The 19,712-nt window shown below is 44.4% G+C and carries 19 protein-coding genes and 1 riboswitch; of the genes, 5 read left to right on the top strand and 14 right to left on the bottom strand.

Translation table 11 applies throughout. From position 1 onward, the window contains the following. Positions 1-13: 13 nt before the first annotated feature. The 5 genes from KP625_RS01710 to KP625_RS01690 form a co-directional block, all read right to left on the bottom strand. Positions 14-1,213, bottom strand: coding sequence for an ABC transporter substrate-binding protein (locus tag KP625_RS01710; protein ID WP_238298954.1), 1,200 nt, complete (start codon positions 1,211-1,213; stop codon positions 14-16). A gap of 11 nt (positions 1,214-1,224) precedes the next feature. Continuing rightward, positions 1,225-2,142, bottom strand: a complete 918-nt coding sequence (locus KP625_RS01705) for a hypothetical protein (protein ID WP_238298953.1) — start codon at positions 2,140-2,142, stop codon at positions 1,225-1,227. Between the two features lie 24 nt (positions 2,143-2,166). Beyond that, positions 2,167-3,210: a sirohydrochlorin cobaltochelatase gene (locus tag KP625_RS01700; protein WP_370641386.1), complete on the bottom strand. Its 1,044-nt coding sequence runs from the start codon at positions 3,208-3,210 to the stop codon at positions 2,167-2,169. A gap of 160 nt (positions 3,211-3,370) precedes the next feature. Further along, positions 3,371-3,584, bottom strand: a riboswitch (cobalamin riboswitch). Positions 3,585-3,670: 86 nt separating this feature from the next. Beyond that, complete coding sequence (locus KP625_RS01695; protein WP_238298951.1) at positions 3,671-6,736, bottom strand: tetratricopeptide repeat protein; 3,066 nt, start codon at positions 6,734-6,736, stop codon at positions 3,671-3,673. 157 nt (positions 6,737-6,893) lie between these two features. Beyond that, a complete protein-coding gene (locus KP625_RS01690) occupies positions 6,894-8,153 on the bottom strand; it encodes a glycerate kinase family protein (RefSeq protein ID WP_238298949.1) in 1,260 nt (419 codons plus the stop codon). 194 nt (positions 8,154-8,347) lie between these two features. Between KP625_RS01690 and KP625_RS01685 the strand changes: the two genes are divergently transcribed. Together KP625_RS01685 and KP625_RS01680 are read left to right on the top strand one after the other, a co-directional pair. Continuing rightward, positions 8,348-8,767, top strand: coding sequence for a hypothetical protein (locus KP625_RS01685; protein ID WP_238298947.1), 420 nt, complete (start codon positions 8,348-8,350; stop codon positions 8,765-8,767). Between the two features lie 78 nt (positions 8,768-8,845). Next, entirely contained in the window at positions 8,846-8,992 is a 147-nt protein-coding gene (locus tag KP625_RS01680; RefSeq protein ID WP_021985051.1) for a hypothetical protein, read from the top strand. 45 nt (positions 8,993-9,037) lie between these two features. On the opposite strand, the gene KP625_RS01675 is transcribed toward KP625_RS01680, so the two are convergent. Further along, positions 9,038-9,937, bottom strand: a complete 900-nt coding sequence (locus tag KP625_RS01675; protein ID WP_177970798.1) for a LysR family transcriptional regulator — start codon at positions 9,935-9,937, stop codon at positions 9,038-9,040. 3 nt (positions 9,938-9,940) lie between these two features. After that, positions 9,941-10,849, bottom strand: coding sequence for a LysR family transcriptional regulator (locus KP625_RS01670; RefSeq protein WP_238298945.1), 909 nt, complete (start codon positions 10,847-10,849; stop codon positions 9,941-9,943). Positions 10,850-10,971: 122 nt separating this feature from the next. On the opposite strand from KP625_RS01670, the gene KP625_RS01665 reads away from it, so the two are divergent. Genes KP625_RS01665 through KP625_RS01655 form a run of 3 tightly spaced genes read left to right on the top strand, consistent with a single transcriptional unit; the run spans position 10,972 to position 14,416 of the window. Further along, a complete protein-coding gene (locus KP625_RS01665) occupies positions 10,972-11,736 on the top strand; it encodes a DUF4866 domain-containing protein (protein ID WP_238298943.1) in 765 nt (254 codons plus the stop codon). Next, the gene (locus KP625_RS01660) at positions 11,720-13,078 is read left to right on the top strand and encodes a threonine/serine ThrE exporter family protein (RefSeq protein WP_238298941.1); all 1,359 of its coding nucleotides are present in this window, start codon (positions 11,720-11,722) and stop codon (positions 13,076-13,078) included. Before KP625_RS01665 ends, KP625_RS01660 begins: the two co-directional genes overlap by 17 nt. Positions 13,079-13,114: 36 nt before the next feature. Beyond that, the gene (locus tag KP625_RS01655) at positions 13,115-14,416 is read left to right on the top strand and encodes an adenylosuccinate synthase (protein ID WP_238298939.1); all 1,302 of its coding nucleotides are present in this window, start codon (positions 13,115-13,117) and stop codon (positions 14,414-14,416) included. Positions 14,417-14,431: 15 nt separating this feature from the next. On the opposite strand, the gene KP625_RS01650 is transcribed toward KP625_RS01655, so the two are convergent. The 7 genes from KP625_RS01650 to KP625_RS01620 all read right to left on the bottom strand — a co-directional run bounded on the left by KP625_RS01650 (position 14,432) and on the right by KP625_RS01620 (position 19,701). After that, positions 14,432-14,908, bottom strand: coding sequence for a flavin reductase family protein (locus tag KP625_RS01650; protein ID WP_238298937.1), 477 nt, complete (start codon positions 14,906-14,908; stop codon positions 14,432-14,434). A gap of 259 nt (positions 14,909-15,167) precedes the next feature. Then, positions 15,168-15,479 (bottom strand): thioredoxin, encoded by a 312-nt coding sequence (gene trxA / locus KP625_RS01645; protein ID WP_238298935.1) that lies wholly within the window; start codon positions 15,477-15,479, stop codon positions 15,168-15,170. 59 nt (positions 15,480-15,538) lie between these two features. After that, positions 15,539-16,522, bottom strand: coding sequence for a Gfo/Idh/MocA family protein (locus KP625_RS01640; RefSeq protein ID WP_177970792.1), 984 nt, complete (start codon positions 16,520-16,522; stop codon positions 15,539-15,541). Positions 16,523-16,585: 63 nt separating this feature from the next. After that, positions 16,586-17,056: an acyl-CoA thioesterase gene (locus KP625_RS01635; RefSeq protein WP_238298933.1), complete on the bottom strand. Its 471-nt coding sequence runs from the start codon at positions 17,054-17,056 to the stop codon at positions 16,586-16,588. Between the two features lie 111 nt (positions 17,057-17,167). Next, positions 17,168-17,338 carry a chorismate--pyruvate lyase gene (locus tag KP625_RS01630; RefSeq protein WP_177970790.1) on the bottom strand — a complete coding sequence of 57 codons (171 nt, stop codon included), beginning with the start codon at positions 17,336-17,338 and terminating at the stop codon, positions 17,168-17,170. 122 nt (positions 17,339-17,460) lie between these two features. Next, complete coding sequence (locus tag KP625_RS01625; RefSeq protein WP_238298931.1) at positions 17,461-18,429, bottom strand: hypothetical protein; 969 nt, start codon at positions 18,427-18,429, stop codon at positions 17,461-17,463. Between the two features lie 90 nt (positions 18,430-18,519). Then, a complete protein-coding gene (locus tag KP625_RS01620) occupies positions 18,520-19,701 on the bottom strand; it encodes a hypothetical protein (protein ID WP_238298929.1) in 1,182 nt (393 codons plus the stop codon). Positions 19,702-19,712: the final 11 nt, after the last annotated feature.

Below are 19,712 nucleotides of genomic sequence, written 5' to 3'. Positions count from 1 at the left end.
TTCACGATTCCACTTATTTCTCTGTCAGCTTATAAAAATAATCGCTCTTTATCTCCTGTCCGTTAAATATCGCATGCATATCTGCGATCATCGTACCATATCCGGTCGTCTCCTGAAACATATTTTTTCCGGTTCCGTACACATGTCCTTCCTTAACGGCTTTGAAATCCGAAAATAGTGCATTTTTCTGCAAAAGCTCTGATACGCTCGTAAGCTCGCTGTCAATCGTACTGTTGTAGATGATATAGTCGGCATCCTTCGCCTGCTCATAGAATGTCTCCATCTGGATTGTCATAGTTGAAAGCGCATTTTTCTCGTCCGAATCATCAAAGGTAATACAGGTTCCACCTGCAAGCTCGATCATCTTTGATACATAATCACCGGACTTACGCACATTGACACCACCGTTTGTTGTCACGTAGAAAAATGCAACCGTCTTTCCGGTCGGGGTCTCGGTCAGAATGTCAGCGGTCTTCGCTGTCTCTGTCTCAAATAACTGCTCTGCAGCATCCTCCGCATCGAACAATGCGCCATAGAATTTCACCCATTCCAGTCTGCCAAGCGGATCCGTCTCATAGCTTGAATGTTCCACGATCACAGGGATTCCACACGCCTCTAACTGCTCCTTTACCTCCGGATTGTGCAAGATCATCGTCGACTCGATAGCAAGATCACAATCCCCGGCAAGCATCTGCTCCACATCCGGCGCATTGTATTTGCCTGCGTAGGCAAGCGTCTTTGCCTGCATCGCCTGCTTTGCCTCCGGGATATACCAGCCATCTTCCTTCGTACCGGAGAACGAAAGGTGATTCAGACACCCAATCTTCACAATAAAATCCATGCCGGACGTTGCAGCCAGATATGCATGCTTCGGTGTTCCATCAATCACTGAAATATCCGAAGGAAGCCCCTCCGGTACATTCTTACCATCCGGCACAAGCAGGTAATCGCCGATATCAGAAACGGAAATAAGTTTATACCCACCTGTATAATAATCCACGGAAAACTGTGTCGCATAGCTTAATTCCATACTATTTTCTATTTTCAAGTCATCCCATCGGATATCTGCATCCAATGCGGATGCATCTGTCACTGTCTCTTTTGGTCCTTCATCCTCTGTATATGCAACATTCCCCTGTGTTGCACAAGCACAGGGGAACGTACATAACAGGGCGAACAGGAGTAAAAAAAGAATTCTTCTTCCTCGTCTCAAATCCAACACCCTTACTTTATTGTTTTAGAATCAAAATATAATGTATAGTCGATCTCATGTGGCGTACTCATCGCAGTCGTATCTGCTGAAATCGGCATATTGTAGTCAAATCCGGTAACCGGAATCTCAAATGTAGAATTTCCTTCCGTATTGACCGGCAGATACTTCTCCTCACCGACAATCACATAATCATAGTTTGAAGAACTCATGATAATCGTTGCAGTCGCGATTCCATTTTCCACCTTGATCGTTGTTGGGCTTTCCACCGTTGCACGGCCGGAGCCTCCGGACAGGGTTACCTCAACTGTATATTCGCCATCGGCGATTCCTAAATCCTCTGCCGTTTTCATCGATGGATTATCTATGGTTCCAGCCGGAAGTGAATCGGAACGGAACACCAGCGTCCGCTCATACCATTTTTCTTTTTTGTTGCTGAATGCGGCACATGCAACGCCTTCATCCAGCGCATCCACAGGAACTGTAAATGTATGCGCGCCATCTGCATCCTCTACATATGGGATATACTCTGACTCATCTGCAGCAACTGCATCTTCCCCGGTACCCATATACAGATACCGATAGCCTTTTCCGCCCATCGTCATAACGGCGGTCATCTTGCCGTCTGCTACCGTGAGCTTGCAGGCAGTAATGTTGAACATCGAAGAACTTGAATCAACCTCGATGTCATATTCACCATCTGCGACATTTTCTGCCGGAATCGGAACCATCCAATCCTCTACCACGTCACTTGCCGATGCCAGATCCGAACCGGTTGCAATCTGTGCATCTGCTGTAGCCACCTGCTCTGTTGTCACGGCCTCCGTCGCAGCCGCGGCAGTTGTCTCCTGTGTTGTATCATTTTTTCCGCATCCTGCAAGCAGGCAGGCAAGTACCACGCCTGCTGCAAGACTTACATTCCATTTCTTCACGATTGATTCCTCGCGTTTATTCTATTATTTGTTTAATTTGTCAATAGCTGCCTGTGCATGCTTTACAAAGATATCCTGAATTGCCGGAAGCTCACCAAGACCACGAACGAGACATGTTACATCATAACCTGCATCCTCGAATGTTGTCTTCCAGGAACCTTCCTCATCACCAGCCATATCGTTGTTTGCATGGTCACCGGCTACAATCATCAAAGGCTCAAGAACAACCTTCTTGTAATCGCCTGCCTGTACCTTCGCAAGTACATCATCCACAGAAGGAGTTGCCTCAACCGTACCTACGAAATAGTTCTCAAAGCCGGCGTCTGTCAGCTTATCCTGCATCTTCTGGTATACTTCGTTGCTGTCTGCCTCTGTACCATGTCCCATGAAGCAGATGGCTGTCTCACCATCATCATACTCAGCTGTTGCATCTGTGATAGCCTTCACAACCTCATCGAAGTCCTCATCACTTGTAAGAAGCGGATCACCGATTACAACCTGATCAAATGCATCTGCATAATCGCCTACTTCATTTACAACATCTGTATACTCCAGGCCGTTCATCAGATGTGTCGGCTGGATTACAAGATTCTTAACGCCGTTATCAACCGCACGGTCAAGCGCTTCTGTCATATTATCAATGGTAATGCCATCTCTGCTCTTTACATGATCAATGATGATCTGGCTTGTAAAGCCTCTTCTGACGGAATAATCTTTACCGAATTCTTCATCAAGCTTATCCTCGATTGCGCCGATTGTCAGACGACGGCTGTCGTTAAAGCTTGTACCAAAGCTTACAACAAGCAGTTCGTTGTCACCAATTTCATCCTGATTACGAACATTATCCAATGATGCATCTCCTGTCTCATAATTCTCATCGTCCTCTGCCTCAGATGCAGTTGCATCTGCAACTGTTGCCTCTGTTGTCGTTGCAGCTTCTGTAGTTGCCTCTGTGGTTGCTTCCGTCGTTGCCTCTGTTGTCTCTGTCTTCTTGTCTCCACATCCTGCAAGCAGAGTTGCTGCCATACATGCTGTAAGGAATGCTACGCTTAATTTCGATTTCTTCATTTTCTGTACCTCTTTCCTTTTGTTTTTTATCCAGTCACTTGTTAAGAATCAATTCAGACGCACAGAAAAAAACCGCCAGCGAAATCACAAACTGACGGAGTAACAGGCCATAGAACTTAATCTACAACGGTACGACCAATTACTCGTGATCTGGAAATCCTTCCTGTACCAATACACGGCAGGTTTCCTGACTTACCGATCCGCATACACATTCCCCTTCCCAGCCTTGCGGCCAGTGGTTATCTTCCGATATCGAATGTATACTCCCGGCTTACAGTGACGAGATCGTGCAGGACTTCCACCTGCTTCCCTTTTAACACATGTCTGCTTTTCAAACAAAAAAGCTCCACGGCACCGTATATTATGAATTCAATTCGTCGCAATAATAACACACGCACACGAAATGTACAAGTACCAATTTCATGTGCGTGATATATTTAAACTATGCTATTCATATCTTTTAACTATTTTCAAGCAGATCCTGCAGCCGTTTCTCATAGACATAGCAGTGTCCATGCGCCTCGATCGCCTTCTCATAGGCTTCAATGGCCATCTCCCGCTCTCCCATTACCTCATACAGGATTCCAAGCTCATAATAGCCTTCCTCGCAGCCATGATACCCACAGCTTGAACAAAGCTTCATCGTAACTGCCTGCTTCAAATATTTCTCCGCATCTGCATAATCACCGATCACCCGGCAGTACCTTGCAAGCTTGATATAATCAAGCGGTGCCTTCCGGTCTTCCTCCGGTATCACTGCTTTACTTAAATACTCCGCATACTCAGACTTGATTTCTCCATCCCGCAGATAGAGCGCCTGCAACAGTTCCCCATAATAATTGGTTTCTTTATTTAAGTTGACTGCCTTTTTGTATGCATCGACTGCGTCCGCATACCTGCCATTCATGATAAGCACTCTGCCGTACTTGCTGTAGATGCTTGTATTATCCGGCTTTAACTTCATACCAAGCTGATACATCTGATCCATCATCAGGGTATCGTCCTCTTCCCCGGCAAGCTCCATCAGAAGACTCGCGCAGTCAAACCGCAGCTTCTCATCTGTGCCTTCCTCCGCATAGCTTTCCAACATCTGCTCTGCCTCCAGATAGCGATCCGCTCTTGTGAGCCCCAATCCTGCCTCAATGCGAAGCTGTGGATCCATGTCATCTCCGTATTTTTGAATCGCATCCAACAGAATCTGACACCCCTCCGTAATCCGGTTCAAGCAGAGCAGAACACGGGATTTGAAGCGGATGACCTCTGTCTTTCTCTGTATATCCCGGTCCGATCTCTCCGGAGCGATTGCCAGTGCCTGATCAAAATTCTCCAGCGCTTTCCCGTAATCCCGCCGCTCCCAGTAGATAAATCCAAGATTCGTATAATATGCCGCATGTGGCCGTACTTTAATCTGATCCTCATACGCCTTGATTGCAAGCTCCGTCTCATGGACCTTCCGGTACATATATCCCAGATATCCAAATACATCCGGGTTCTTCGGATTGATGGACACAACTTTGTTATACATTGCAATCGAATCCTCATTTCGGTTTGCTTCATCATAGAGGTCTGCCAGCTCTAATAACAGATCCTCATAATTCGGCAGATCGGATTCATCCGCCTTGTAATTTGCTTCCACCTTCTCCAAAAGCTTCAACGCTTCCTCTGATTTTTCCTGTGCACGAAGGCTTAATGCCTCATAATAATCCATCGCATCGCTCTCCGGACGGAACTCCCGGTACTGTGCCATTACATTTTCGGCATCCTCATACTGTTCTGCCTGCTGGAAGGTCAGTATCTCCTGTATGTACGGCTCCACACCATATGGATAGATCCGTATCGCCTTCTCCGCCGAATAGATGCATTCCTGCAGATAATCTAACATATAACAGCATTTTGCCCGGTAGCAATGCGCCCAGTATTCATCCTCATAGACCATAGATTCATAATCAATATGCTCTAACATCGCATCGCACGCCTTCATACAGTTGCCATACTCCTGCAGTTCATAGAGAATCCGAAGATTCAGGATGAGTCCGGTGATCTGTTCCTCATGCTCCGTCTCGACCGGAAGCTGTATATATTCCTTCGCTTTCTCGTACTCTTTCAGGTTATAGTAACAGCTTGCGATCAGTGTATGTGCATACGGATACCGCTTTCTGCGCTTGTTCTGTTCCTCTGTATAGCCGCCTTCTTCCGGCTGTATATCCTCAATTGCCTTCTTCCATTTTAAGAACAATGGCAGTGCCTTCTCCGTCTGTCCGGTTGCCAGATAACATCTGCCCTTCGCATTACAATAGAAGAAGATCTCATCGCCCTCCGGTTCAAATGTATCGAACACCTCCAACGCTTCCGGCTCCCGCTGATTCTGATAATAGCACCATGCCAGATCTAACTTCTTCTGATGGTCTTCCGGATTCTCTACTACATCCTGCTTCCATTTGGCAATGATTGCTTCATTTACCTGCTGCAGCCGGGTAAGGTACGCCATATCCCCATAATTGTTATGCATCAGCTCCTCGAAGATATCCTTTGCCTTCTCCAGGGCGCCCATCGCATAATAAATATCTCCTAAACAATACTGTGCGTCTTCATAATCCGGATTCTCCGCAAGAATCTCTTCTGCGGTCTGCTTCGCCTCCTCATATCGTTCCAGACGGTACAACATCTCGCTCTTGATAAACTGCGTCATCTCGTCCTTTGGGTATCGCTCAAGGTTCGCATTGATCCTGCTTAAAAGCGCCTCATATACAGCCTCCGCTTCCGCTCTTGGAAGTGGCTGTTCCGCATCCTTTTCCTGAAAACGCGTATCCTTCATCTGCACATAGATCTCCAGCACATCGCCATGTGGATGTGTAAGAGGAAGCTGTTTCAGTCGTTCTAATTCCTTGTGGAGTGCTTTCCGGTTCTCCGGTGTCAGCTCATCCTGCTTGTCCATCCGTTCAATCTTCATATACTGCTCAATATAGTCATCGGCATATGTATAATCTCCGGTCAGATATTCATAGGCAAAGTCATCCTGTTTCCGCGCTGCTATCCCAAGAATATAAGAAATGTAATCCTCCGGGAATTTCACCAGCAGATCTTCTTTGCGCAGTGCGATATCAAACCGCTCCACAATCTCACGAAAAACCACATCCGGCATCCGGTAATGATCCATCATGAATACAAGAAGTTCCTCTAGTGCTTCTGCCTCTGTGTCAAGCGATACAAATGCATCCTCACGAAACAGCTCTCTCCACGCATCCACACGGATACGGTTCGGATAATCATTATACAGTTGTTCTAACTTATCGGTAAGCTCCGTCCGTGGCGGCTGTAACCCTTCTGAATCTTCGTCATCCATATCATCCGGCAATGCTTCCTGGCTGTCACAGCTTGCAATCGCCTCCTCGTAGGCATTCCGAAGCTCCATAAAACCATCTGCATCCTCCTCCGGATTTACAGATTTTAACTGCTCGCGATATGCCTGCTTGATTGCACCCTTATCGTCTGTCTGCCCGATTCCAAGTATCGTCCATATGTTCATAACCCCTGCCCTTGTACCTTTCTTTGTATTTTATCTCCATCCAGTTTGTGCATAATTTGCACAAACTGATATACCCACATAAAATAAACTTGTGCAGAAAATGCACAAGTTCATTTTAGCAAATGGAATATAAGAAAACAACGCTTTCCTACATATTCTACAGTCCAGTCAGATTATTTTTCACACAATTTCTAAGATTCGCATACGCATGCGTTTTCTCCATTGCAAGCCGCTTTTCTTCCTCTGTGCAGGCAGCGCTTGCCGCATAGCACCCGGCAAATACACCACTGTCGATACACACTTGTACATCTGCACCAAAACATCCTGCAAATGCATAGACGGGCACTTTATACGACTTCGCTATCCGCGCTACGCCAATCGGTGTCTTCCCCATCAACGTCTGCGCGTCTAATTTTCCCTCTCCAGTAATAACTTCGTCTGCTGTTTTAATTGCCTGCGCAATCTGTATCTCATCTAATACGATGTCTATGCCTGGTTTTAATACTGCATGTAAGAACATCAGACATGCATAGCCTAGACCTCCAGCCGCACCTGCACCGGGTATCATGCGGTTTTTTACTTGACTCTGCCTGTCGTTTTTTTCAACGTTCTTGCCCGCTTCATCATTACCAATCTGCTGATTTTCCATCAAAGCAGGATCTTTCCGGTACATCTCTTCCACAATATCAGCATACCGGTTCATCGCCGCATCCATCGCCTGTACCATCTTCGCATCCGCACCCTTTTGTGGGGCAAAGACAGCACTGCACCCCTGTGCACCGACCAGTGGATTCGTCACATCGCACGCAATCTGGAACATACACAAAGCAAGCTCCGGCAACACATCCTCTGTCGTAATCGACCGCACCTGTGCCAGCCCTTCCGCGCCATAGCCAACTTCTCTTCCTGCTGCATCCAAGAAATGAAATCCAAGTGCCTGCAGCATTCCGATTCCTGCATCATTTGTTGCACTTCCGCCGATTCCAAGGATAAATCTCCGGCAGCCACATGCAATGGCATCACGTATCATCTCTCCAACTCCATAGGTCGTTGTATGCATCGGATTTCTTCTTTCTTCCGGAACTAGCGGTAGCCCGGCTGCCTGCGCCATCTCCAAAACTGCCGTCTTTTCTCCTGCCTGCTCGTAGATTGTGTATTCCGCCGAAACTTTTGTTCCAATCGGTCCGGTCACAGAGATTGTCCGCGTCTGCACATGCTCCTTTCCGAAGCTAAGTGCTTCCACCGTGCCCTCGCCGCCATCGGCAACCGGGAATATCTGCACATCAACGTCCGGATACTTCTCTAAGATTCCGTCTCTGACTGCATTTCCGGCTTCCAGCGAAGTAAGGCTTCCCTTGAACGAATCCATCGCCACGACGATTTTTTTCTGACTTTTTCTGTTGTTAAAATGATTCATTATTTTTATTTTTCCTCTATCTTTTTCTTACTATGTCATATATAAACCGACACTATATCTGTATATCCACAGACATTTTCCATACATCAATCTCTGCCTGTCAACTGCAATTACCTACTTCACATTTTATCACATATCTGCTATGATGAACTACAGAATTATTGGATGTATTTGTAAGATAGGATAGGACTTATATGAACTGTCAAAAATCATATCGCAGATTGCTTAATTTCATTATTTCCATCGTAATTCTGTTCTCTGGTCTATACTTTAACCAGACGGAGGCAGATGTTTTTTTTGATACGGCAAACCCTACCGCCCAGTCGACGGTCAGCGGTGTCGAGCTTCCAATCTCTGCAAATACACAGATCAATACAACGGAGCTTCTCCTTGCTTCGAGAACCTCTTATATAAAAGAAATAAAACAGGGACCTGCACAGGCGGAAACATCTGTCCGTTTTATCGCAGCACTTCCGGATACACGGGAGCTTTCTTCCTCCCGCTATGCTATTTTTTCAGAGCCGATTCTGTCGAAAACAATTATCAGTCAACAGAAGATCCTATGCTATATCCATGCACAGGATGGAAAAAAATCCAACCATTTTTCAGTTTAATCAAGACTAAACGTGGGACTATGGATGCACATAGTTTTCTTTGCGTACTTAAAAATTGAAAAATGGAGGACTTAATCTATGTTTATGAATATTCTTGTTGGTATTATGGCTGCAATTGCAATTCTCGCCGGAGTCTGGGGCTTCTGGGTGGATCACAGAAAGGATAAGGATCTAACAGATGAAACATCTGCTGCAGGCAACGCAGATACAAGTAGTAAAAACTAAACAAAGTAACACGAAATGCCGGGACAGACATCCCGGCATTTTCTTCTAAGATAAATATTTCTTTATTGCTGTCAGATATGTCTGAGCCAGATGACTCAGCATTTCCTTCTTGTGCGTGATATAGCCGATCCGCATATCACTTTCATCCGCAAGTGGCACGGAAATGATATCTTTGCCATTTAATTTCTTATCAATCACACCGCTGCATACAGTGTAGCCATTTAAGCCAATCAGAAGATTGAACAAGGTTGCTCGGTCACGCACACGGATATTCTTTTTTCGTTCCGTCTCAGAGAAGATCTCCTCGGAGAAATAAAACGAATTATGTTCACCCTGCTCAAATGACAGATACGGATAGCTTTGCAGTTCTTCGTTCGTGATGACCTTATTTTCCGCAAGCGGATGCTTCCGGCTAATAAAAACATGCGGTTTTGCCACAAAGAGCTGATGAAATTCCAGATCATAGGACTTCAGGATCTTGGTGAGCACAACCTCATTGAAATCATTGAAAAACAGGATTCCAATCTCACTCCGCATACGCGCCACATCCTCAATGATCTCATACGTCTGTGTCTCACGGATGCTGAAATCATATTCATCCTGTCCATATTCCTTGATCAGATCGACAAATGCATTGACCGCAAAGGAATAATGCTGCGTGGAGATACAAAACTGTTTTTTTCCAATGGCACCGTTCTTATATTTGTCTTCAAGAATATCTGCCTGCTCCAGCACCTGTCTTGCATATCCAAGGAAATCCTCCCCCTCCTTAGATAAGGTAATGCCTTTGTTCGTCCGGTTGAATATCACAATATTCATTTCCTTTTCCAGATCATGAATCGCATTTGTCAGGCTTGGTTGCGTGATATACAGCTTCTTCGCTGCTTCTGTGATTGTTCCGGTCTGTGCAACCATCGTTGCATATCTTAACTGTTGTAGTGTCATCGTTTACTCCCCTTTCTCTTCCTCCACTGCCTGCAATATCATGTTCTTAAGCTGTCTTGCGGCAGCGCTGAGTGGATGTTGGTTATCCAATACCATACAGATATCCCGTTTCGGAATTTCTTCTTTTAACGGAATCTGCACGATTTCTCTTTCCATTATAGATTCTCTTGCCATCGCTTTTGGAACGAATGCAAGTCCAAGTTCATGCCGTACCAGTGGCAGGATCTGATCGGTCGTTGCAACCTCCGTATCCGGGGACAGTTCCAGTCCATATGATAAAAACAACTGATTATAAAATTGAAATGTCATCGTCTCACGTCCAAGACATATCAGCGGATAATTTTTTAATTCCCACAGCGATATCTCCTGGCTTCCTAGTGCCATGAACGTTCTTCCTCCGACTAATACCTCCTGAAAAGACTCCAATACAATTTCCTTGAGCGGGGCTTCCACCGCCGCCGGGGTTGACACGACCGCAAAATCAATCATTCCACTTTTCACTGCCTCGATTGCCTGTGGAGTTGAGTGATTATAGATTTTCAGACGTATACCCGGATATTTCATATGAAACTCTTTCAGCTTATCCAGCAGATAGATATTCAAGGCGGTTTCACTCGCGCCGATTGCAATACTTCCATGTGTCAGTCCCGTACTGTCGGTCAGCTCCTCCTCTGCCGCCCATAACTGCTGCATTGCCGCAGATACATGCGTATACAGACGCTGTCCCTCCGGCGTCAGCTGCACACCACGGTTCGTTCTCACAAACAGTGTACTATGAATCTGCTGTTCTAAGCTATTCATCGCACGTGTAATATTCGGCTGGCTGTTTCCCAATACACGGGCCGCTTTTGTAAAATTCTCATATTTTGCCACATAATAAAAGATTTTGTAATATTCAAAATTTACGTTCATGCTTCTCCTTATCCTGATATGTCAAAGTAATATCTTTGATATATCAATTATACTTTTTACTTATTTCTGTATGCATAGTATAATCTGTCCGAAAAGAAAAAGCAAGAAGGGATGTGCATATTATGAAAAATACAACGATGTTTCCAAGAGAAGAACATGCAGATGTTTTGTTCCAGAAAATATTAAATGATCCATGGGCATGTGAAAAACTGCAGGAGACCTTTTGTAATTCTCTTGCGCTGAATGACGATACAGATAATTCCCCTTCTGCATCCACATTTGCCAATGTCCTGTTTGATGCATACCACAACCGGGATTTGTCTGCATTTCTAATGGCAATCTGTCAGAATACACTGTTTGATTTGCTGCGGAATTCTTATCTGATTCCATACCGGTTCAATGCTGATGGGAAGCAAAACCCGATTATCATGACAGATACAGATGGAAATCTGTTACCCGAATATAAAAAAACAGTTCATGAGAAAGAATATCATCATTTTCAGAACGTATGCAAAGAAATCGGTTCAACACAAAATATGTTCTTAGCACAGGCTTATCGGTACAGCCACGCATATGCATCTGATTCTATGGACCTCAAGCAGAAAAATCTGGAATCCTGCACCGGCGTTCTCCTGATCCGCGAGCTTCCAGACACGATCAAGCAAAAAGAAACCGAAGCAGAAGCCTATTCCGCAGTCTGGGATCTGATGGTAAAGCTGGAGAAGGAACTCCCGATGGCATTTGTATTTTACGGACAGGATACTCTGCTCGAACACAATGAGCGGTTTGATGAGCTTGGAATCTTCCTGCCAAATTCCGTTTTTTTGAATAATCTGAAACGGCATATTACAAAAGCAGAGGCGATATTATATGAAGAAGAACACTGATTCGATCTCAACTTCCTATGTTGATATTATGGAAAAAAATCATATGGAAATCCCCTGGCATGATTATACCGGTGATGACAGCAACGTGCTTATCTCCGATGCGGGATTGATTGAAAAAGCTTCCGTTATCGGTCGTGTCGGTCTGATCCTGCTTTCCTGCGGAACCGGAGCATGGCGTGTCCGTACATCCATGAATAAGCTTTCCAAAGAACTCGGTGTAACATGCACGGTCGATGTCGGTCTGATGTCCATTGAGTTTAACTGTTTTGATGGAAATGATTGTGTGTCCCAATCTTTAAGTATTGCAAATACAGGCGTAAACACATCCAAGCTTTACCGAATGGAGCGTTTCGTCGACAGCTTTCCGAATATCGAAGCCCATCTGACCGGTGAAGAAATCCATAAAAGGCTCGATGAAATCGAGAGAATCCATGCGCTTTACTCTCCTGTCAAATTAGGACTGGCGGCAGCACTCGCCTGCTGTGCTTTTACATTTCTGCTCGGCGGCGGTCCCGTGGAAATGATTCTTGCATTTATTGCTGCAGGTGTTGGCAATATCATACGAGCAAAACTGATCAAGCATCATTTTACCTTATTTCTAAACATTGCTGCTTCTATCTCGGCTGCCTGTCTGATCTACACGATCTGTCTGAAGCTTGCCGAAATGCTGTTCCATGTAGCCGCGGTGAACGAAGCGGGTTATATATGCTCTATCCTGTTTATCATCCCAGGATTTCCATTTATTACAAGCGGCATTGACCTTGCAAAGCTGGATCTCCGATCCGGTCTGGAACGACTGACTTATTCCATTATTATCGTTTTGGTTGCAACCATGTCTGCATGGATCATGGCTTTGTTGTTACATTTACAGCCACTGTCTTTCGCAGACATGCATATCAATGTATGGGTACATTTTATACTCCGGATGATTACCAGCTTCTGTGGTGTATTCGGATTTTCCCTGATGTTCAACAGTTCTGTTTCAATGGCATGTACGGCTGCAATGATTGGTGCTGTCGCAAATACACTCCGTCTGGAGCTCGTAGACCATTGTGGAATTCCTGCCGCTGTAGCTGCATTTCTTGGGGCACTGACAGCAGGACTGCTTGCATCCTTTATAAAACAGAATCATGGATACCCAAGAATTTCACTTACGGTTCCTTCCATCGTTATTATGGTTCCGGGACTTTACTTATATCGTGCAATTTATAACTTTGGCATTATGTCTCTTACCGAAGCGGTCTCGTGGTTTACATCTGCAATCATGATCATCATTGCACTTCCACTCGGTCTGATCTTTGCAAGAATTCTGACTGACCGTACATTCCGGTACTGCACATAACATAAATTACCTTACCAAACAAAGGAGGACAAACAAATGCTTACAGCCGTAACAGGTATCAACTGGGGTGACGAAGGAAAAGGTCGTGTCATCGATCTATTAGCAGAGCAGGCGGATATCGTCGTCCGCTATCAAGGCGGAAATAACGCCGGTCACACCGTCGTTGTTGGTCGTGATAAATATGTATTAAATCTGCTTCCATCCGGGATTCTGCATCCGGATGTCACATGTGTCTTAGGAGATGGAATGGTCATTGACTTAGAGCATCTCACGAAGGAAATCGAGGCGCTGCGAGGGAAAGGAATTCCTATCACACCAGAAAATCTAAAGCTTTCCAAGCGTGCCACAATCTCTATGCCTTGGCACCGGGTGCAGGATGAACTAGAGGAAGCCCGACTGGAAAAAGATGGTTCCGCCTTCGGTTCCACACGTCGCGGTATCGCCTATGCTTACAGCGACAAATATAGAAAGAAAACGCTCCGGCTTGGTGATCTGCTTCATCTGAACGATGGCTATATACACAACCGGCTGCACATGATGCTGGATGCCAAAAACATGGAGCTTTCCGGCTGTTATCATCAGGAGCCAATGTCCTATCCGGCACTGCTCTCCTGGTGTGAAAAACAAGCGGCAGCATTCTCCGCATACATCTGCGACACCGGTGCATTCTTAAGAGATGCCCTTGCAGACCATAAAAAGGTGCTTTTGGAGGCACAGCTTGGCGCCATGCGTGATATTGACTATGGCATATTCCCATATACATCCAGCTCATCCACGATCTCAGCCTATGGTCCGATCGGTGCCGGAATCCCCGGTGCTCCGCTCTCCCATGTCGTCGGTGTTCTGAAAGCATACTCGACCTGTGTCGGTGCTGGTCCATTTACCGCAGAGAAAGCAATGTCCGAATCATGGAAGGATGATCTACGCCGTGCCGGCAATGAATACGGTGCTGCAACCGGACGTCCAAGACGTGTCGGTCCTTTTGATGCCGTTGCCAGCCGTTACGGACTCCAATGTCAGAACGCAGACCGGATTGCCCTGACAAAACTGGATGTATTAAGCTCCATGAAGGAAATTCCGATTATCACAGAATACCTGCAGCACACGAAACATATTAAGGATTTTGACCCAACAGATAATATGGAGAATCTCCTGCCCGTCATCGATATCGTTCCTGGCTGGCAGCAGGATATCTCGCATTGCCGTTCTTATGATGAACTGCCGGACAATGCAAAACGATATATAGAAACGATTGAAAAACTGCTTGATCACGAGATACAATTTATCTCCGTCGGTGCGGAACGAAATCAATACCTGACAAAAGGGGAATGGCTGTAAAGCCACTCCCCTTTGTCATGTGTACATCTTCACTCTTCTCTGATACTCCGCATACGTGAGCGGTTCTTTCTCACTCAGTATCTTTGATTTGATCACAGTTCCGATAAATAACGTATGAGAACCACAAGATATCTTCTCTGTCACCGTCGCTCCAAGCATCGCCACGCTCTGCCATCCGAGATACGGGATTCCCTGTTCATTGACCGGAAGCTCCAGTGTTTTCATTTTGTCAACATCTCTTCCAGACTGATATCCAAAATGCATAATTGTCTCGAAAGTGCATGTCTCATCTAAGATGCTGACTGCAAATATCCCGCTCTTTTTGAGTAATTCACATGTATAACTCTGATTGGAAACCGCGATTGCGATCTGTACCGGCTCGTGGCTGATCTGCATACATGTATCAATGATACAGCCATTTGCTTTTTTCTCCCACACCGTCGATAACATGTATAACCCATAGGTGATACACTGTGTTGCTGTCCGTTCCATCTTCCACATCTCCTATCTGTTTCGTTTCCGATAGTATGTGCAAAATGAGATTTTCTATAGATAAAATATTATACATATATTCCAAAAATGGTACAAAACAGATCATATATTGTCTATTTTGTACCATCATCAAAGGACAGGAAATAAGATTAAAAATCTGTATTTGGATTGTGATACATGGCATTGGACTTTGCGCACATACATCGCAATATGTTCTATCTTCATCATAAGCCCTGCCTTCCTTTGTATCTGCTATGTTCTAGCTCCACATTGCCTCGATCTCAGTCTTGGATACCACACCGACACTCTTCTTCACGATCTCGCCATCTTTGAACAAAATCAAAGTCGGGATACTTGCCACGCCATAGGACATCGCAATATCCATTGCCTGATCCACATCGAGCTTGCAGACCTTGACTTTTCCTTTATATTCGTCCGCAATCTCAGAAACCGTTGGTGCCAGCATCTTACACGGACCACACCATGTTGCCCAGAAATCAACGAGCACGAGTCCCTTTGCATCGAGTACTTCTGCCTTAAAATTATCGTTATTTAAAATTACTTCTGCCATTTTCATTCACTCCTTATCTTTTGATTTATGTTACCCTTTGTTTCTTTCTTTTAATCACGCTACCACGCTTCGCCCGGATATTTCATGTTCCAGTCTTTCCGAAGCTTCGTCATAATCTCCATCACATCCTTGGAATACGCAAGCTGCATTGCGGATGCATCCCCGCTTTTTACTGCCTGCTCCATATCCTGCATCTCATAGTAAAGCGCATCCGCAGTATCTCCGGCTGTAATCTCCGTCTGCACACCACTTTCCGCATCAACAATGACTGCCTTATCCGCACGCGGATACTCCATGATCTCGATATATCCTTTTTCCAGACTAATCATCGCACGCTTTGGCTGTTTCGAATGCATCGAAAGTGCAACCGTTGCCATCTGCCCCTGTGCATTCTTGAGCAGAATTGTTGCCTGCTCATCGGAACCGGTTGGGGAAGGTTTCCACTGGCTCACAATCTCATCCGGTTGTTCATCCAGAAAACTCCGGACGATTGACAGTGCATACACGCCGATATCAAGCATCGCGCCACCTGCAAGATTCATATTGAAGAATCGGTTTGACATATCGTAGTCTTTAAAGCTTCCGAAATTCATCGTAATGATCTGTACCTTTCCAAGCTCACCGCTTTGCACGATATTCCAAAGCTTCTTGTAGATTGGCATATGCCAGATTGTCATAGCCTCCGCAAGCACCAGCTTCTTTTCTTTTGCAAGCGCGATCATTTCATCCAATTCTCTGCTGTTAAGTGTGATTGATTTTTCAACTAGCAGATGCTTTCCATGCATCAGCGCCTGTTTCATAAATGCATAATGTGTATTATGCGGACTCGTAATATAGATAATATCTACATCCTCATCCAAAAACATATCATCAATCGTATCATATACTTTGGAAACACCGTATTTTTCAGCAAATGCAACCGCCTTCTTATGTGTCCGGTTTCCAACTGCATATAATGATTTTCCCATCTTCTGCAATGCCTGCGCCATCTCATTTGCAATCACACCTGTACCAAGCACTGCCCAATTCAACGTATCCTGCATCTGCTTTGCCACCTCATCTTTCCCTAATATGTTTCAATTCCATCGAAACAGTCTTTACACTTTCTAAAAGCCTTCTTTCTTTCGCTGCTTTCGAAGCTCACTACGCTTCTTTCCAGCCTCCCATTCCGCCTCTTCTACAACTGTCTCTAATTTTAATCTTGGCACCCGTCGCGGCTTATTTTTCTCGTCCAATGCAACAAGGGTCAGATATGCACGATTCACCGGATAACGCATACCATCCATCTTTTCTACATAAGAATCCACACGTATCTCCATTGAAGAATTACCTACATATGTCACACGCCCGATTAACACAACAATATCATGCTGATATATACTCCGCAAAAAAGTCAGATTATCAACCGAGGCAGTCAGCACATGTCCTTGAGAATGACGGATTGCAGTAAGACCAGCCACCTCGTCAATCCAGCCCATCAGCACACCACCAAACATCACGCCTGCACCATTTAAATGTTCAGGGCGAATCTCATGAAACTGTTCCGTTAGAGAATCTGCAACTCTTTTTTCTTTCATTTGCTCTTCCATGCTGTCGTCTCTTTCCTCCAAAGCATTAAGTCCATTCTAGTATTTGTCATCAAACGCAACGTCTGATTACCTACACATATATTCTTGAACATCTTTTTATCATATCAACTCATACTGTAGAAATTCATATTTTAATTTTGAACCCTCACTGATATTTTCAGGCAACAGAGCTCTCGCAACCAACTTCAGATCTTCTGACTCCATATCTGTCCGTTTCAGATTCGCATAATCTCCATCAATACTAATCACTTCGTAATACCATGTTTCCATTTTCTACTCCTTTTATCCTATCCTGAAATGCTTTAATCAATTTTTCACAAATCATTTCTTTGCGTTTGTCATATTATCTCCCATAATTATACACGTTTTCCCACAATCAAAACAAGTATATATTACATCTCTTTTCGCAAGGTTTCTATCTTATCTTCCATCTCCTCCAGATACGTATAAGCCTTTTTATATATATCTGTATCTTTATACAAGGACAAACCATGCTCACACAAAAAAATATCCAGCATTCCCTCAACTGCTTTTTTCATATTTGACAGATACGAATATGGTATTTCTTCGGAGAAAAGCATAGATATCATCTTTTCAAAAGTCTTACAAAAACAATCCGCATCTACAAATTTTTCTATTTCCCGCTTATATATCGTTTCATCTGATTTCCGGAGCAGTCGATCTTCCGTAGATTCCGATAGTTCTTCACATAGCTCCCAAATTGTCTCGACATCCTTATCTACAGAATCATCAATTTTCTCATCTGTAATATCCACATTTGCTGTCTGCGTATAACTTACATCTTCCTCTTCAAACTCTGTCCACATCTTCTGCGGAATCAGATCCTTAAAATTCTTTCCAAGCAGTTTCTCATAGATAAGGCAGCCATAGTCGAGCACATTCTCAAACCAGACATTACCTGCATACCAACGATCAAACACCCAGCCACTTACATCGTTATAATTCTTAAAATCAACCGCACATTCTAATATCTGCTGAAAATTGCTCTGTGGCACTGCATTCAGGATCCTGTGAATCCATCCCATATCCACAAGAGACACACGAATCGTAATATACAAAAACATCTCCACATACATACAAAATGACTGCTGTACGGGAATATCTGATTTCTGAATATCTCCATACCAAAGCAATGTATGATTTGCATATTGATTCATATCCTTTACCAATTCGTCTATCATTCGTTTCGCCTTATGTGCATCAAATACGCCTGCATCGTCTGTCACATAAGGAATAATGGATGTCATTCTCCCACTGAGCTCATTTTCTACTTCTACCATCTTCTCATGAAATTTTCTCTTCCTGTCATGTATTCTTTTAAAGCCTGCGATATTAGTCATGTTTCTCTCCTTTTTAGTCTCTGCAACAAAAAAGATACCCTTGCTTCTTCGCAATAAATCACAAGGATATCTTTTTTTCATTTCTACTATTTAATAAATGTATACATCTGTATATGCATTTCCGTCTGAATCCACATCTATATTGATCTCCACATAGCCATCTTCAATGAATGTGCTCAACATTTTATCTCCGGAATAATTCAATTCCTTTGCAAGTGCTGCCAGAAAATCATCATCTGGATCTTTCAGATCATCATAATCCACACAATAATAATTGTACTTTGCAATTTCTAACAGATCCTTATCTTTAACCAGTTTATCCACTGCTGTTTTTACCTGATTCTCCAAGGTTTCCTGATAACCGGTTGGAATTTTATATCCAATCTTTGCCTTTTTATTTGATGATGTATACTTGTCACCATACACACGAACAGTATTATTATCGGAATCAAATGTACAATTTGTGGTATCTCCCTCAATATCGGTCAGCACTACGGCACCTTTATTATTCACATATGTACCTGCGGAATCAATCTCATCGTTATAGTCGTAACATACATATGTACCATCATCAAAAACAATCGTATATGTATCATCCCATGAATCCTTATATCGATACTCTCCCGCAAGCTTTGCTCTCGTAAGGATCGGCAAAATCACAACAAAAAATACAACTAAGACAACTACACATGCCGCACCTACAATAATACCAATCTTTGCCTTCTTTGAAAGTGGCTTTCTTGGTGGCTTCGGTGCCTGATTTTGCATATACGGCTGACCGTAACCCGGTTGTCCAGACTGCATCGGCTGTCCGTATCCCGGCTGCATCGGCTGTGCATAACCTGTCTGACCGTATCCTGGCTGCATTGGCTGACCCGGTTGCATCGGCTGTCCGTATCCCGGTTGCATTGGCTGACCAGACTGCATCGGCTGTCCGTATCCCGGCTGCATTGGCTGACCAGACTGCATCGGCTGGCCGTATCCCGGCTGCATTGGCTGACCAGACTGCATCGGCTGGCCGTATCCTGACTGCATCGGCTGACCAGATTGCATCGGCTGTCCGTATCCTGACTGCATCGGCTGACCATAGCCCGGCTGCATTGGTTGACCGTAGCCCGGTTGTCCCGGCTGCTCTGGTTGTATCGTTTTCTCAAAGCCTGTCTGTTCTGATTGCACCGGCTGTGCATCTTCATTCATATTCGATTGTGCCGGCTGAATTACCTGATTGTCTACAATCTCATTTAGTAATGGATCCTTGTTATTATTATCCATATGTACCCTCC

It is taken from the genome of Eubacterium sp. MSJ-33, from assembly GCF_022174665.1.
In the GTDB taxonomy this organism is placed as follows: Bacteria; Bacillota; Clostridia; order Lachnospirales; family Lachnospiraceae; genus Coprococcus_C.
This window is presented reverse-complemented; position numbering and strand designations above follow the sequence as displayed.

Excerpts from the sequence above, each read along its gene's own strand:
- KP625_RS01700 (WP_370641386.1), bottom strand. The coding sequence starts at position 3,210 with ATGAAGAAATCGAAATTAAGCGTAGCATTCCTTACAGCATGTATGGCA.
- KP625_RS01695 (WP_238298951.1), bottom strand. The coding sequence starts at position 6,736 with ATGAACATATGGACGATACTTGGAATCGGGCAGACAGACGATAAGGGT.
- KP625_RS01690 (WP_238298949.1), bottom strand. The coding sequence starts at position 8,153 with ATGAATCATTTTAACAACAGAAAAAGTCAGAAAAAAATCGTCGTGGCG.
- KP625_RS01685 (WP_238298947.1), top strand. The coding sequence starts at position 8,348 with ATGAACTGTCAAAAATCATATCGCAGATTGCTTAATTTCATTATTTCC.
- KP625_RS01680 (WP_021985051.1), top strand. The coding sequence starts at position 8,846 with ATGTTTATGAATATTCTTGTTGGTATTATGGCTGCAATTGCAATTCTC.
- KP625_RS01675 (WP_177970798.1), bottom strand. The coding sequence starts at position 9,937 with ATGACACTACAACAGTTAAGATATGCAACGATGGTTGCACAGACCGGA.
- KP625_RS01670 (WP_238298945.1), bottom strand. The coding sequence starts at position 10,849 with ATGAACGTAAATTTTGAATATTACAAAATCTTTTATTATGTGGCAAAA.
- KP625_RS01665 (WP_238298943.1), top strand. The coding sequence starts at position 10,972 with ATGAAAAATACAACGATGTTTCCAAGAGAAGAACATGCAGATGTTTTG.
- KP625_RS01660 (WP_238298941.1), top strand. The coding sequence starts at position 11,720 with ATGAAGAAGAACACTGATTCGATCTCAACTTCCTATGTTGATATTATG.
- KP625_RS01655 (WP_238298939.1), top strand. The coding sequence starts at position 13,115 with ATGCTTACAGCCGTAACAGGTATCAACTGGGGTGACGAAGGAAAAGGT.
- KP625_RS01650 (WP_238298937.1), bottom strand. The coding sequence starts at position 14,908 with ATGGAACGGACAGCAACACAGTGTATCACCTATGGGTTATACATGTTA.
- trxA (WP_238298935.1), bottom strand. The coding sequence starts at position 15,479 with ATGGCAGAAGTAATTTTAAATAACGATAATTTTAAGGCAGAAGTACTC.
- KP625_RS01640 (WP_177970792.1), bottom strand. The coding sequence starts at position 16,522 with ATGCAGGATACGTTGAATTGGGCAGTGCTTGGTACAGGTGTGATTGCA.
- KP625_RS01635 (WP_238298933.1), bottom strand. The coding sequence starts at position 17,056 with ATGAAAGAAAAAAGAGTTGCAGATTCTCTAACGGAACAGTTTCATGAG.
- KP625_RS01630 (WP_177970790.1), bottom strand. The coding sequence starts at position 17,338 with ATGGAAACATGGTATTACGAAGTGATTAGTATTGATGGAGATTATGCG.
- KP625_RS01625 (WP_238298931.1), bottom strand. The coding sequence starts at position 18,429 with ATGACTAATATCGCAGGCTTTAAAAGAATACATGACAGGAAGAGAAAA.
- KP625_RS01620 (WP_238298929.1), bottom strand. The coding sequence starts at position 19,701 with ATGGATAATAATAACAAGGATCCATTACTAAATGAGATTGTAGACAAT.